Below are 13643 nucleotides of genomic sequence, written 5' to 3' on the forward strand. Positions count from 1 at the left end.
GTCGCATTTGTGGCCGTTTTGAGGGCTCAAAACGACAACAAATGCGAGTCAGTTGGGCCGGGTCCGCACCCGGGGTCAGGCGGGTTTGATGTTTTGGTTCACGTGGAAGAGGTTTCCGGGATCGTACTTGCCCTTGATGGTTTGCAGCCGCCCGTAATTGACCCCGTAGTTCTCACTGATCCTGCCTTGGTCGTCACCGTCCATGAAGCCGATGTAGCCTCCCGGCGAGGAGTACGGGCGCAATGCCGCGGCATAACTGCGCACCCAGTCGATGTTCGCCTCGTTGTCTGCGGGATCGTTCCACATGCAGGCGATCACGGGAGAGAATTTGACGCCGCGGTTGACGAACGCAGTGTCTGTCTGCCCCACGCGCTGCACCGCGCCGTCGATCGGATAGACGTGGACGGACGTCTGCACGCTGGGAACTTTGCTGCCGTACTCAAGATGGGCCGCGATGGCACCGTCGTTGAGTTCGGAGAGGAAGTCCGCTTTCCAGTAGGCCTGCATCCCTTTCGGAAGGAGCGGATCGAATGCCGAGTTGAGTACCGGGTACGGCATGGGTCCAACCAGCGAACCCGCCACGGGGGCAACGTCCAGGAAAGGCTGCCAGCAGGCTGTTCCTTCGGCAGGATCACCCGTCCACATGCCGATGACCACGCAGACTGGCTTCCCGTGCCATTCCTCGGGAAGGAACGGGACGGGAGGGCCCTGGTGGAAGCCTACGAACGCTCCGAATTCCTCAGGGGCGGTGTCCATGTAGTCGCGGTAGAACTTCGCGACGGTGTCGGCCTGCTCCATGCCGTAGATGATGATGGCCGCGTGGACCATGTCCACAGGATGCAGCTTGTATTCCAACGACGTCACCACACCGAAATTGCCTCCGCCGCCCCGCAACGCCCAGAAAAGGTCCTCGTTCCGGGTTTCGCTGGCGGTCAGGAATTTGCCGTCCGCAGTCACCACGTCAGCGGAGATCAGGTTGTCACAGGAAAGGCCGTGCTTGCGGGCGAGATAGCCGATGCCACCACCCAAGGTCAGGCCGGCGATGCCGGTGGATCCCACAATCCCACCGGTGGTTGCCAGCCCGAAGGCATGGGTGGCGTGGTTGAAGTCAGCCCAGGTTGTCCCCGCCTCGGCACGGGCCGTACCGGCTTCGGGGTCAACGCGGATTCCGGTTCGGTTGACGAAATCGATGACAAGGGCATCGTCCCAGGTCCCGAAACCGGGCGCGCTGTGGCCGCCGCCGCGAATGGCCAAGGGCAGGGAGTTGTCCCGGGCGAAGTTCACGCTCGCAATGACGTCCGCCACCTGGGCCACGCGGACGACCCCTGCCGGACGTTTGTCGATCATCCCGTTGTAAACGGCCCGGGCGGAATCATAGTCAGGATCACTTGGGGTGATGAGTTGCCCGCGGAGCTGTTTGCGCAGTCCGTCGAGGGCTGTTCCATTCATAGGTGTTACCGCCGATTCTCTTCATGAGACCGGATCCGTTCCACCCGCCGCCACCCCACCAGACCAACGGCCGGGGCTTACGTCGTTATGCCTACACCCACACCGCGGACTCGTCAAGGGTTCACCCAACTGGCTCGCAGTTGTTGTCGTTATGAGTGCCCATAACGACAACAACTGCGAGCCAGTTGGGCGGGGCGAGGGGAAGGGCGCTATTCGCTGACCACCAGGGTGTCCGCACCGCGGAGCTTCGCCTTGCCCAATTCCAGCAAGGGATCGACGACGGCGCACACGGCCGTCATGGAGTCGTCCACTTCGAGGAGCACGGGGTGCTGGTAGGCAATGAGCGCCAGCAGGTCACGGATTGCGGCGCGCGCTTCGTCGTCCTGCAGGAGCGGATCGTGCCCGAGGAACACTTCCGAGGGCCCGTCCGAGCTGCCCTGTGCATAGCTGATCGCGAAGGCCTGCAGCTTGCCCTTGCGGGTGGCCGGGACGCCCGAGCCAAAGGCACTCGCCTTCGGCGCGCGAAGCACAACCGCCCCGTGTGCCCCAGTCAGGTCGTCGAGGAACAGACGCTGCACGGTGGGGATGCCGAGCTCGCCGGGGTTGTCCCAGTGGTGCACGGCGGTGTAGTACCGGCCTACGACGTCGCTCAGTTCCACGGATCCCGTGGCGAGGTCTTCCACCTGCTCGGAAGCGGCTTCTTCGGAGCCGTCACCAAACACCGGAAGCCTGAGCGGTTCGGGATCAACCACCACGAGCCGGGAGCGCTGGATGGGCGCCAGCCCTGCCCACTCGGCGAAGGCGGCACCGGCCGTGCCTGGCTCCACTTTGCTGCGCAGCGCGGAAACGCCCGACGGCGACTGCTCGGCTTCGCGCCGCAGCATGGTCAGGAGCGTGGCCCCTATCCCGCTCCGGCGGTGGTCCTTGGCGACCTCGATGTAGGCCCAGAGGCGTTCCGGGTGCAGGGACGCCTCATGGACCACGCCCGCGGCCACCGGGATGCCGATGCCGTCGACGACGTCTTCCGCCACGATGCACCGGCGCCAAGGCTGGCCTTGACCACTGTTGCTCGACGGCGCCAGGGCTGCACGGAATTGCTGGGCCGGCAGGGTCTCGGGCCCACCCCACATCTCCAGGAGCGCGAGGTCGTCGCCCTCACGCCATTCGCGGTATTCGATGGACACGCTTAGGCGCCGATCAGCCGTGCGGCCAGGTAGCCCTCCACCTTGTCCAGGGAAACACGTTCCTGGCTCATGGTGTCGCGCTCGCGGATGGTCACGGCCTGGTCGTCAAGGGTGTCGAAGTCCACGGTGATGCAGAACGGGGTACCGATCTCGTCCTGGCGACGGTAGCGGCGGCCGATGGCGCCGGCGTCGTCGAAGTCGATGTTCCAGTTCTTGCGCAGCTGGGCGCCCAGGTCCTTCGCCTTCGGGGACAGGTCCTCGTTGCGGCTCAGGGGCAGCACAGCTGCCTTGACCGGTGCCAGGCGCGGATCGAGCTTCAGGACGGTGCGGACGTCGACGCCGCCCTTGGCGTTGGGTGCCTCGTCTTCCGTGTAGGCGTCCACAAGGAAGGCCATGAAGGAACGCGTCAGGCCGGCGGCCGGTTCAATGACGTACGGCGTGTAACGCTCGTTGGTGGCCTGGTTGAAGTAGCTGAGGTCCTGGCCGGACGCCTTCGAGTGGGTGGAGAGGTCGAAGTCGGTGCGGTTGGCGATGCCCTCGAGCTCGCCCCACTCGGAGCCTTGGAAACCGAAGCGGTACTCGATGTCCGTGGTGCCCTTGGAATAGTGGCTGAGCTTGTCCTGCGGGTGCTCGAAGAAGCGCAGGTTCTCCGGCCGGATGCCCAGACCGGTGTACCAGGACATGCGTTCCTTCATCCAGTACTGGTGCCATTCTTCGTCCGTGCCCGGTTCGACGAAGAATTCCATTTCCATCTGTTCGAACTCGCGGGTGCGGAAGATGAAGTTGCCCGGCGTGATCTCGTTGCGGAACGACTTGCCGATCTGGCCGATGCCGAAAGGCGGCTTCTTGCGGGACGTGGTCAGCACGTTGCTGAAGTTGACGAAGATGCCCTGCGCGGTTTCCGGGCGCAGGTAGTGCAGGCCTTCTTCGCTGGCCACGGGGCCCAGGAAGGTCTTGAGCAGGCCGGAGAACTCTTGCGGTTCGGTCCATTGGCCGCGGGTGCCGCAGTTGGCGCAGGCGATGTCCTTGAGGCCGTTTTCGGCGGGACGGCCCTTCTTTTCCGCGTACTCTTCCTCGAGGTGGTCGGCGCGGTAGCGCTTGTGGCAGGAAAGGCACTCGACGAGCGGGTCGGAGAACACCTCGACGTGGCCGGACGCTTCCCACACCTGGCGGGGCAGGATCACGGAGGAATCGAGGCCTACTACGTCTTCGCGGCCGCGGACAACGCTCTGCCACCATTGGCGTTTGATGTTTTCCTTGAGCTCGGCACCGAGGGGGCCGTAGTCCCATGCGGACCGGGAGCCACCATAGATTTCACCGGCCTGGAACACGAAGCCCCTCCGCTTGGAGAGGGAAATGACCTGGTCGAGGACGGATTTTGCTGCCATGGGTACTCCAATGTTTTACAGGGCCGCTGGGTGCGGTCCGTGGTTGTGCGCGAAGGTATTGCTGTGCAGGAAGCTGCGTGTCCTAGCCTACCGGCCTTTGGCCGCGGTCCTGCTTCCGGGACCGGCCCTAAAGGCTCTTCGAGGGACGGCGGGACGAGATCGCGCCCTTCGGCCAGGGCAACGTGGCCACGATGATGGCGAACAGCGTCAGCAGGGTGCCGAGGATCGTGGGGTACGCCACTACTGTTCCGGGAGCCGGCAGGACCAGGTCAAGCGCCAGCGATCCCAGCAGCTGCCCGGCGATCATCCCGAGCCCGGTGACCAGGACACCGAGGCTCCGGACCAACAAAGCAGCCAGGCCAATGAAGACGCACCCCATCGGCCCGCCCAGGTAGTACCACCATTCAGAAGGCAGGGCGTGGCCGGGACCAAGGAGCAACACTTTGATGAGCCAGGCAATCCAGAGAATCACCGTTCCGGCCACGAAATTGACGAGCGTTGCAGCGATCGGACTGCCGTAGTGCACGGTCGCAGTCCCGTTCATGGCCTGCTGGAAACTCATGAGGCAGCCCGCCACGACCGGCAACAGGATGGGGAGCAGCAAGGACCCGACGTCGCTGGCCGCCCCGAGGCGCGGCGACACGGCCCAGACGACGGCGGCGATCGTCAGGACGCTGCCGAGGATTCGGACTCCGGTGATCGAGCGTTTGCCGCCGGGCCCGATGCCGAGCCGGTCCACGAGTAGTCCGCTCAGGGTCTGGCCCGTCACTGCAGCGACCGTGAACAAGGCCACGCCAAGCAGGCCGACCGTGAACGATTGGGCGAAAACGAACAGCGCGCCAATGCCACCGGCCAGGACGTAGAACCGTGGAAAGCTCCGCTCCGTGAGGGCCGGCAGGATCCTTCGAAGGGCCGCGCGGCCTTTCGGCAGCACGAGTCCGATCGCGGCGATCAGTACCAGCCCGGTGGTGAAGCTCACGACGGCGGCCGCGATACCGTCGTCGAGCTTTGCCCCCAAGGCGCCGTTGATCCGGCCCTGGAGCGGAATCACGAGTCCGGTTGCCACGGCAAGGAGCAGCCCGGTGAGCAAGGGCAGGGGCGTACGGGAGGGACTTCCAGGCAAGGTGCGGGACGACTGCGGCATTTTCACCACCCTACTTCAGGCATCATTGCTTGTATGAGCAACCCGGAAATCGAAGAAATCCCCATCCGCGACGACATGATCCGGCTCGGCCAGCTCCTGAAGCTCGCCAACCTCGTGGAGGATGGCGTGGAAGCCACGGAACTCATCAAGAACGGCCTGGTCAAAGTCAACGGCGAGATCGATGATCGGCGCGGCCGCCAACTCCACGTGGGCGACACCGTGACCGTCAACGGTCAGACGGTGCGGATCACCACAGAGTCCTAGCAACGCGGGGTCACTTACGGCCCATTGCGCGCCTCGTCATGGGCCGCAAGTGACCCCGCGTTGTTGTCAGATGGAGTCAGACGGACGCGAGGACCTTGTGCTCCAGGAATTCGCCAACGTGCCCGATTTCCTGCTGGTTGATGCCGTGCCACATGCCCGTGTAGAGCACCTTGGTAAGGTCCGTGTGCTTTCGGGCCCAATCCATGGTGTATTCGATCTTGTCCGGGGTGATGACAGGGTCCTGCTGGTCGCGTCCCCAGAAGAGCGGCACGGATCCGTCCAGCTCGGCGTCACGGAACGCGGGGTCCTCACCGGCGTCGACGGCGAACCCTGAAAGCCCGACGACGGCGGCAAAGTCCGCCGGGCGGTGCCGGAGCAGCGAGGTGGCCATGGCCATGCCCATGGAAAACCCGAGGAGCGTCACTGAACTGTGGTTGGACTTCAACGAATCCAGCCAGGAAAACACATACTCCGCGGCGTCCTTGACGGCGTCGAGGGAGTAGTCGATGGACGCCGTGAGCGGGAACCACGTGAAGCCCGGACCTGTGGCGATCGGCGCGCGGAGCGAGGCCACGACGAAGTCCCGGGGCAACAGGCCGGCCAGGCTGAAGAGGTCCTGCTCGTTGGATCCATAACCGTGCAGAAGGACCAGCAACGGCTTTCCAGCCCGCTCTTCCTCTTCGTGGGACCACAAAACGACCGGGGCAGGAAAGGCGGAAGCTTGACTCATGGGACTATTCTTGCAGTTACCGATGAGTAACAAGCTACGGGCGCGTAGCGACGCAGCAAGAGGCAGGATATGGACGTGAGTGACACTGATTCCACGGTGGCAAAGTCGGACGAGCGGATTCATCCGTGGACCCGCTACGTGGCGCTAGGTGATTCCTTTACCGAAGGCATCGGCGACCCCGAGCCCAACAACCCCGGAGCACATCGCGGCTGGGCCGACCGCGTCGCCGAGGAACTGAGCCGGGGACACCGCGACTTCGCCTACGCCAACCTCGCCATCCGCGGGCGCTTGCTGCAGCAAATCCTCGACGAACAACTTGGCCCGTGCATGGACCTCAAGCCGGATCTCGTGAGCATCTCCGCAGGCGGCAACGACCTCATCCGTCCCGGCGGCGATCCCGACGCCTTGGCCGAAAAACTCGATGCCGCAGTGCAGACCCTGAGTTCCGACGGCGCCACGGTGGTTCTCTTCAACGGTCCGGACACCGCGTCATCGGTCCTCGGCCGGATCCGCGGCAAGGTGGCCATCTACAACGAAAACCTCCGCACCGTGGCCGCCCGCCACGATGCCGTGGTGGCTGACATGTGGTCCTTGAGGCAGCTTTCCAACTCCCAGATGTGGGACGAAGACCGCCTCCATTTCTCGCCGCTCGGCCATCACACCATCGCCGCGATGGTCCTCGACTCACTGAATGTGCCGCACAACCTTGAGCCGCTCTACCCCAAGCCGCTCCCCCAGCGCAGTTGGCGCCAAGCCAGGTCTGGCGACCTCGTCTGGGCACGCGAATATTTTGTCCCGTGGGTCATCCGCCGGATCAGGCACCGCTCCTCCGGTGACGGGATCCTGCCGAAACGCCCGACGCCGGGACCCGTCTTCGGTCCTGCTGACACCTTCCTGCCCGGGAGCTGAACGAACCGCGAGGTTAGTCACAGGGAGCGGGGCTAAGCTGGTGAAAGACAGGGAGGCCTCCGCCGTGAACAATCTGATCTTCTGGATCATCGTCTGCTCTTGGCTGATTCCCATGGGGATCCGCATGTACAACCGGTCGCGCCAGCGCAGGATCCAGGACTTCCCTCCGCAGAATTACCCCGGGCAGCCCTATCCTCCGCAGCACAACCCCGTCGGATACCCGGAGCAACCCCCGGTGGTCATCCCGGCTGAGCCGCAACCCCCGATGGCGACGCCCGCGCGGCAGGCCGTTCCGCCGTCGTGGGCTACTCCGCAAGCGAGCGGCGCTCCCCAGCCGAACAGCGCGCCCCAAGGCTACCGTGCACGGAAACTGGCCGAGCTGGACCAGGAGTACAGCGACGGGAAAATCGCCATGGAGGATTACATGAAGCTCCGCCAGGAGATCATGAACGGCTGATTCAGCCGAAGAGGCGCGCTAGCCGAAGAATGCCTCGCGCAGTTGGGGGCCGAGCTGGCCGATCTCGGTGAGGAAACCGTCGTGCCCGATCGGCGCCTCGATGACATGAACCGGGACCTCTCCGGGCAAGGCCTTGGCAAGCTCGCGGGATTGCTCCGGGAAATAGAGCCGGTCCGAGTCCACCGAGGCCACGAAGAACGTCGCCGTGGCCACGGACAACGCATCCTCCAACGAGCCCCGGCCGCGCGTGATGTCGTGGCTCATGAGCGCTTCGGTAATGGCGATGTAGCTATTGGCGTCGAAGCGCTGGACCAGCTTGCTCCCCTGGTGGTCCAGGTAGCTCTCCACCTGGTAGCGGCCCCGGTCCCCCAACGCGGCAGCCTGGAGGGGTGCCTCGCCGCCCTGTGCGTTCCGGCCGAAGCGGAAGTCGAGCTCGTCCGCCGAGCGATAGGTGATGTGGGCAATCCGCCGGGCAAGGGCCAGACCCGCTTCGGGGGCGGCCTGTCCATAGTAGTCTCCGCCGTTGAAGTCGGCGTCCTGCCGGATGGCGAGCGTCTGGGCCTGTGCGAACGCGATCTGCTCGGCGGTGCTGTACGCCCCGATGGAGATCACGGCGCATCGCTTGACGCGGTCCGGATAGCCGACGGCCCATTCCAGTGCACGGGCACCGCCCATGGACCCGCCCACGACGGTGTGCCAGCTGTGGATCCCCAAGGCGTCGGCCAGCCTGGCCTCGGCCACCGTGCTGTCCCGCAGGGTCACGAGCGGGAAGCGGGAGCCCCACGGCTTGCCGTCAGGAGCGCTCGACGACGGCCCCGTACTGCCGTAGCAGCCCCCCACAATGTTGACGGAGACCACGAAGTAGCGGTCCGTGTCGATGGTGGCGCCGGGACCCACAAGCTGCTCCCACCAGCCGTCTTCGTCGCTCTCGCCACGGGCCACATGGGTGCTGCCGGTCAATGCATGTTCCACGAGGACAGCGTTGGTAGCGTCTGCGTTGAGCCGCCCCCACGTCTCGTACGCAAGGACGACGTCCGGGAGGGAACCTCCGGCCTCCAGCTCGAGTCCGCCCACGGAAAGATACTTGAGGGTTCCGTCCTGGGTACCGGAAAGGGGTATGGCTGTTGCAGCAATTGTCATTCGTTGACACCTCACATCGCGCTTGCCCGCCGCCAACACAGCGAAGGGCCAGGTCTTCACCCGGGGCACCCCACCGCGAATGGAGGGTTGCCGGCCAGCAAGCCGGGGCTGTCGCTGGCACTCATGACCTATAGGAAGAGTCTAGGAAAACCGGACCCCTTCTGACGAAGATTATGACATCTTTGTGACACTTGGCCGCGTTTTGTTCACGAAGGGGTGGTTGCGAAGGCTGGCCGGCGAAGATTCATCTTGCGTCGCCGGCCAGCCTCGTACGCCCTCCGGGCCCGTGCTAGGCGCTCTTGGCTGCCCGGAATCCCGACTCGAGGTCCGCGAGGATGTCGTCGATGTGCTCGATTCCGACGGACAGCCGCACCAGGCCAGGGGTCACTCCCGCAACGGCCTGCTGTTCCGGCGTCAGCTGGCTGTGCGTCGTCGACGCCGGGTGGATGACCAAGGACCGGACGTCGCCGATGTTGGCCACGTGCGAATGCAGTTCCAGGGCGTCCACGAAGCGCTTGCCCGCCTCGACCCCGCCGTTGATGGTGAAGGACACCACGGCGCCGGTGCCCCTGGGGCCGTACTTCCGGCCCCGTTCGAACCACGGGCTGGAAGGCAGCCCCGCGTACGCCACCGATTCGACGTCGTCGCGCCCTTCGAGCCATTGCGCCACCTTGGTGGCGTTGTCCACGTGGCGCTCCACCCGCAGGCTGAGGGTTTCGATTCCCTGGGAGATCAGGAAAGCGTTGAACGGGGAAACCGCCGAGCCGAGATCGCGCAGGAGCTGGACCCGGGCTTTGAGGATGTAGGAGAGGTTCGCGCCGAGGGCCCCGTCCTTGCCGAGGTCGCGGGCATAGACCAGGCCGTTGTAGCTGGGGTCCGGGGTGTTGAAGCCGGGGAACCGCTCAGGGTCCTTGCCGAAATCGAAGTTGCCGGAGTCCACGATGACACCGGCAATGGCGGAGCCGTGCCCGCCCAGGTACTTGGTGGCCGAATGCACCACGATGTCCGCTCCCCACTCGATGGGCCGGATCAGGTAGGGCGTGGCGAGGGTGTTGTCCACGACGAGCGGGACTCCCGCCTCGTGCGCGATGCGGGAGACACCCTCGATGTCCAAGACGTCCTGCCGGGGGTTGGAGACGACTTCGGCGAAGAACAGCTTGGTGTTTGGCTGCACCGCGTCCCGCCAGTGGTCCAGGTTGTCCGGATCCTCGACGAAGGTGACCGAGATGCCGAATTTCTTCAGTGTATGGGCCAGCAGGTTGTACGTGCCGCCGTAGAGGCTCGGGCTGGCGACCACGTGGTCACCGGCCTCGGCCACGTTGAGGATGGCGAAGGTTTCCGCGGCCTGGCCGGAGCTCAGCAGGAGCGCAGCCAAGCCACCCTCCAAGCTCGCTATGCGCTGCTCCACGGCATCCTGCGTGGGGTTGCCGATCCGGGTGTAGATGGGCGCCAGTTCGGCCAGTGCAAAGCGGTTGGCCGCGCTTTCCGCGCTGGGAAAGACGAACGAGGTGGTCTGGTAGATGGGGAGGGCGCGGGCGCCGGTGGCGGCGTCCGGCTCCTGGCCGGCGTGGATTTGGCGCGTTTCGAATGACCATCCTTGGGACATGCGGACTCCTGGTTGTCTGGGCTCTTGCCGTGCGTCAGCCTGCCGGGCTGAAGGGTTCAGCATGCCGGCGAGCGGTTGCCGTCAGTCTAGGGAGGGTATTGCGGGCTCCGGAAGCTTTGTGACGAACGCAGAAGTTTTCTGTCCCGGCGCGTCCTGAAGTGACCCTGAGCGGCCTTTTCGATACATCCCACCTTGGTTAGGCTTGACTTAGCTGAGAGCTCCATCACAAAGTGCCAAGATGAAGCCATGCGCATGGATCACGTCTCTTACGCTTGTGAACGAGATGGCCTGTTGGCCACCACCGAGCGGATTTCCGCAGCATTGGGAGTGGACGCGGTCCGGGGCGGAGTGCATCCGCGCTTTGGTACCCGGAACATGATCATTCCCCTTGCTGACCACAAATACCTGGAAGTTGTCGAGGTCCTGGACCACCCGGCCTCCGACAAGGCACCTTTTGGACAAGCTGTCCGTGCACGCTCCGCCGCAGGAGGTGGGTGGATGGGCTGGTGCGTCGCTGTGGACGACCTGAGCCCGTTCGAGCAGCGGCTCGGACGCGCCGCCGTCCCAGGCAACCGCAAGTTCCCGGATGGCCGGGAACTCGTCTGGTCGCAGATCGGCATCCTGGGACTCATCGCCGATCCCCAGGTTCCCTACCTGCTCCGCTGGGAGGGCGACCCCGCACTTCACCCGTCGCTCGTGTACCCAAGCGACGTCAAGATGTCCAGCCTCACCATTGCCGGCTCCGCGGAGCGTGTCACCGAGTGGCTTGGTGAACCCGTGGAGAAGCCCCTCGAGGACGTCGCAGTCCAATGGATGGCTCCGCACGGGACGCCGGGAATCATGTCAGTAACGTTCGAAACCGCCAACGGAGCCGTCACGATCTGACGGACCATCCCGTCACGATCTGACGGATCAACGGGCAAGGAAGCCCGGAAAAGCTTCGGCCGCCATGTGCGGGTGCCAATGATGTCACCCAGCAATGGCGGCCGAAACCTTTTAAAGCGCGCTAGCCCAGGCCGATGGCCTTGCCGAAGACGCTGAAGCCGACGAACGCCACGATGTCCAGGAGCGCGTGAGCCACCACGAGCGGCATGACCCGTTTGGTCCTGGTGTAGATCCATCCGAACACGAGGCCCATGACGGCGTTGCCGATGAACGGCCCGAAGCCCTGGTACAGGTGGTAGCTGCCGCGCAGGAGCGCGCTGAGCACGATCGCCAACGGAGTGCTCCATCCGAACTTCCCGAACCGGTCCAGGAGATAGCCCACCACGATCACTTCTTCGACGATGGCGTGCCGCACGGCGGAGAGGACGAGCACCGGCACGGTCCACCAGTAGGAGTCCAGGCCGCTGGGGATGATCGCCGTCGTGATCCCGAGGGCGCGGCCAACAGCATAGAGGCCCAGCGACGGGATTCCGATGAGTGCGAACAGGCCAAGTCCTTGCAGCGCGTCGCGGCCCGGGCGGGCGAAGTTGAAGCCCAGCCGGGTGAACCCCGAGGTACTCTCGGCGGTTTGGCGGTGCAAGGACAGGAAGTAGAACACCAACACCACCGGGACCAGCGCGAACGCGATGTCCAGCAGCTGGTAGGTGAGATCGAAGTACTCGCGCGTGCTCTGCGAACGGTTGAGGGTAGACGTCGCATGGGCCAAAGGTCCCTGGGTCATCTTGTCCAACAGCTGCACTACGGAGTAGACAGCCGATTGGCCCAGGGACAGTCCAAGGACAATCAGCACTTCGGCGCGCAAACGGCGCGTTGAGGCTAGGAGCATGCTCCTATCTTGCCCGTATTTGCCTGATGTTTTCCTCGGAGCTGGGTCTCCGCTGTCCGCGTGCGCAGCCAGGGCGGCTCCTGAGCCTATGCTTGGTGGGATGAGCGCGCCCGCACGAATCTTCATGATCCGGCACGGCCAGTCCGCCGCCAATGCCGACACGTCCATCTACAACCGTGTGCCCGATTACCGGATCCCGCTGACGGAGCTTGGCCTCGAGCAGGCACGGACCGCGGGTGAGGCCTTGCGCAGGAAGCTCGACGGCGAACCGGTGTGCGTTTACGTCTCACCGTACCTCCGGGCCTACCAGACCCTCGAGGCGCTGAATCTGGGCAGCCTCACCGAACGGGTGATCGAAGAGCCCCGGCTGCGTGAACAGGACTGGGCCAACTTCCAGATCGCCGGGGACATCGGGGACCAGAAGGAACTCCGCAACCTCTACGGGCACTTCTTCTACCGGTTCCGCGAGGGCGAATCGGGTTCCGATGTGTACGACCGGATTTCGTCCTTCATGGAAACCCTGTACCGGCATTGGGAAAAGCCCGACTACGCGCCCAACACCCTGCTGGTGACCCACGGCCTCACGATGCGGCTCTTCTGCATGCGGTGGTTCCACTGGTCGGTGGAGTACTTCGAATCCCTCAACAACCCGGGCAACGCGGAGCTACGGACACTGATCCGCAACGACCAGGACAAATACGATCTCGACACGCCGTTCAGCCAGTGGGTGCAGCGCAGCACCGACGAGACCGTGCTGAACGCTCCCCCGGTGGTCTTCTGACGGGCAGTTAACGGAGCTAGGCGTCCTTGGCCACGATCACTTCGGTGCCGTTGGCTTCAAATGCCGCCTTGTCCTCAGGCGTGATGCCCGCGTCAGTGATGAGCCGTCGGAATTCGTACCCGGCCATCGCCGCGAAGGCGCGCTTCCCGATCTTCGTGGAGTCAGCCAGGACATAGGAGTCGGTGGCACGCCGGGCCATGACGGTATTCACCATCGCTTCCCCCTCGTCGGTGATGGTGGGGCCGATCTTGGGATCGACTCCGTTGACGCCGATGAAGGCGATGTCCAGGGCAACCTTCTGCATGATGACGTCGGTGTAAGGTCCGACGAGTTCGTAGGATCGCGGATTCAGGATGCCGCCGGTGACCATGATCTTGATGTTGGGGCGCACGGCAAGCTGGGCCGCAATGTTGATGGCGTTGGTGACCACCGTCAGCATGGGCCTGTTGGAGGGGGCGTTGAGGTCTTCGCGGGTGGACAGCACCTGGGCCAGGGCCGTATTGGTGGTCCCGCCGCTGAGTCCGATCACGGCCCCGGGCACGATGAGCTCAGAGGCTGCCAAGGCAATCTGTTGCTTGGCTTCGGCGTGATCATCCCGGTTGTAGCGCCCCGGAAGTTCGTAGGCCACTGAACCCGTGGTTGCTCCGCCCCGGGTACGGCTCAAGAGCCGTTGCTTGGCGAGGCTGTCCAGGTCGCGGCGCGCCGTGGCCGGCGAGACAGCCAGGCGGGTCACGATATCGTCGACCTCGACATGCCCTGACTCGGCGAGGAGATCAAGGATGGCTGTCAGTCGATCGTTGCGGGTCATCACGAACCTTCC

At 64.5% G+C, this 13643-nt stretch carries 14 protein-coding genes and 1 riboswitch; of the genes, 5 read left to right on the forward strand and 9 right to left on the reverse strand.

Going from position 1 to position 13643, the window contains the following annotated elements; all coding sequences use genetic code 11:
- Positions 1-75 precede the first annotated feature (75 nt).
- The 4 genes from KNN17_RS05955 to KNN17_RS05970 form a co-directional block, all read right to left on the reverse strand.
- A complete protein-coding gene (locus KNN17_RS05955; protein ID WP_241707896.1) occupies positions 76-1449 on the reverse strand; it encodes an FAD-binding oxidoreductase in 1374 nt (457 codons plus the stop codon).
- A gap of 209 nt (positions 1450-1658) precedes the next feature.
- Positions 1659-2633 (reverse strand): GNAT family N-acetyltransferase, encoded by a 975-nt coding sequence (locus tag KNN17_RS05960; RefSeq protein WP_241707897.1) that lies wholly within the window; start codon positions 2631-2633, stop codon positions 1659-1661.
- A 2-nt stretch (positions 2634-2635) separates the two neighbouring features.
- Complete coding sequence (locus KNN17_RS05965; protein ID WP_241707898.1) at positions 2636-4021, reverse strand: glycine--tRNA ligase; 1386 nt, start codon at positions 4019-4021, stop codon at positions 2636-2638.
- A 127-nt stretch (positions 4022-4148) separates the two neighbouring features.
- On the reverse strand, positions 4149-5165 hold the full coding sequence (locus tag KNN17_RS05970) for a DMT family transporter (protein ID WP_241707899.1): 1017 nt from the start codon (positions 5163-5165) through the stop codon (positions 4149-4151).
- 33 nt (positions 5166-5198) lie between these two features.
- Between KNN17_RS05970 and KNN17_RS05975 the strand changes: the two genes are divergently transcribed.
- Complete coding sequence (locus KNN17_RS05975; RefSeq protein ID WP_078105795.1) at positions 5199-5429, forward strand: RNA-binding S4 domain-containing protein; 231 nt, start codon at positions 5199-5201, stop codon at positions 5427-5429.
- A gap of 76 nt (positions 5430-5505) precedes the next feature.
- Here KNN17_RS05975 and KNN17_RS05980 read toward each other — a convergent pair whose 3' ends face one another.
- Positions 5506-6159 (reverse strand): alpha/beta hydrolase, encoded by a 654-nt coding sequence (locus KNN17_RS05980; RefSeq protein ID WP_241707900.1) that lies wholly within the window; start codon positions 6157-6159, stop codon positions 5506-5508.
- A gap of 69 nt (positions 6160-6228) precedes the next feature.
- On the opposite strand from KNN17_RS05980, the gene KNN17_RS05985 reads away from it, so the two are divergent.
- Together KNN17_RS05985 and KNN17_RS05990 are read left to right on the forward strand one after the other, a co-directional pair.
- A complete protein-coding gene (locus KNN17_RS05985; RefSeq protein WP_241707901.1) occupies positions 6229-7068 on the forward strand; it encodes an SGNH/GDSL hydrolase family protein in 840 nt (279 codons plus the stop codon).
- A 64-nt stretch (positions 7069-7132) separates the two neighbouring features.
- Positions 7133-7525 (forward strand): hypothetical protein, encoded by a 393-nt coding sequence (locus KNN17_RS05990; RefSeq protein ID WP_241707902.1) that lies wholly within the window; start codon positions 7133-7135, stop codon positions 7523-7525.
- Between the two features lie 18 nt (positions 7526-7543).
- Here the strand turns inward: KNN17_RS05990 and metX are convergent, their stop codons facing one another.
- On the reverse strand, positions 7544-8665 hold the full coding sequence (metX, locus tag KNN17_RS05995) for a homoserine O-acetyltransferase MetX (RefSeq protein ID WP_241707903.1): 1122 nt from the start codon (positions 8663-8665) through the stop codon (positions 7544-7546).
- A gap of 13 nt (positions 8666-8678) precedes the next feature.
- Positions 8679-8794, reverse strand: a riboswitch (SAM riboswitch).
- Positions 8795-8954: 160 nt separating this feature from the next.
- The gene (locus KNN17_RS06000; RefSeq protein ID WP_241707904.1) at positions 8955-10271 is read right to left on the reverse strand and encodes a bifunctional o-acetylhomoserine/o-acetylserine sulfhydrylase; all 1317 of its coding nucleotides are present in this window, start codon (positions 10269-10271) and stop codon (positions 8955-8957) included.
- A gap of 246 nt (positions 10272-10517) precedes the next feature.
- Here KNN17_RS06000 and KNN17_RS06005 point away from each other — a divergent pair, with 246 nt between their 5' ends.
- Positions 10518-11156 (forward strand): VOC family protein, encoded by a 639-nt coding sequence (locus KNN17_RS06005; protein WP_028266517.1) that lies wholly within the window; start codon positions 10518-10520, stop codon positions 11154-11156.
- A 121-nt stretch (positions 11157-11277) separates the two neighbouring features.
- Here the strand turns inward: KNN17_RS06005 and KNN17_RS06010 are convergent, their stop codons facing one another.
- A complete protein-coding gene (locus tag KNN17_RS06010) occupies positions 11278-12042 on the reverse strand; it encodes a CPBP family intramembrane glutamic endopeptidase (RefSeq protein ID WP_241707905.1) in 765 nt (254 codons plus the stop codon).
- A 100-nt stretch (positions 12043-12142) separates the two neighbouring features.
- Here KNN17_RS06010 and KNN17_RS06015 point away from each other — a divergent pair, with 100 nt between their 5' ends.
- Positions 12143-12823: a histidine phosphatase family protein gene (locus KNN17_RS06015; RefSeq protein WP_241707906.1), complete on the forward strand. Its 681-nt coding sequence runs from the start codon at positions 12143-12145 to the stop codon at positions 12821-12823.
- Between the two features lie 16 nt (positions 12824-12839).
- Here KNN17_RS06015 and KNN17_RS06020 read toward each other — a convergent pair whose 3' ends face one another.
- Positions 12840-13631, reverse strand: coding sequence for a DeoR/GlpR family DNA-binding transcription regulator (locus tag KNN17_RS06020; protein ID WP_078105802.1), 792 nt, complete (start codon positions 13629-13631; stop codon positions 12840-12842).
- Between the last annotated feature and the right edge of the window lie 12 nt (positions 13632-13643).

Source organism: Arthrobacter bambusae (genome assembly GCF_022606295.1).
GTDB classification, from domain to species: domain Bacteria; phylum Actinomycetota; class Actinomycetes; order Actinomycetales; family Micrococcaceae; genus Arthrobacter; species Arthrobacter bambusae_A.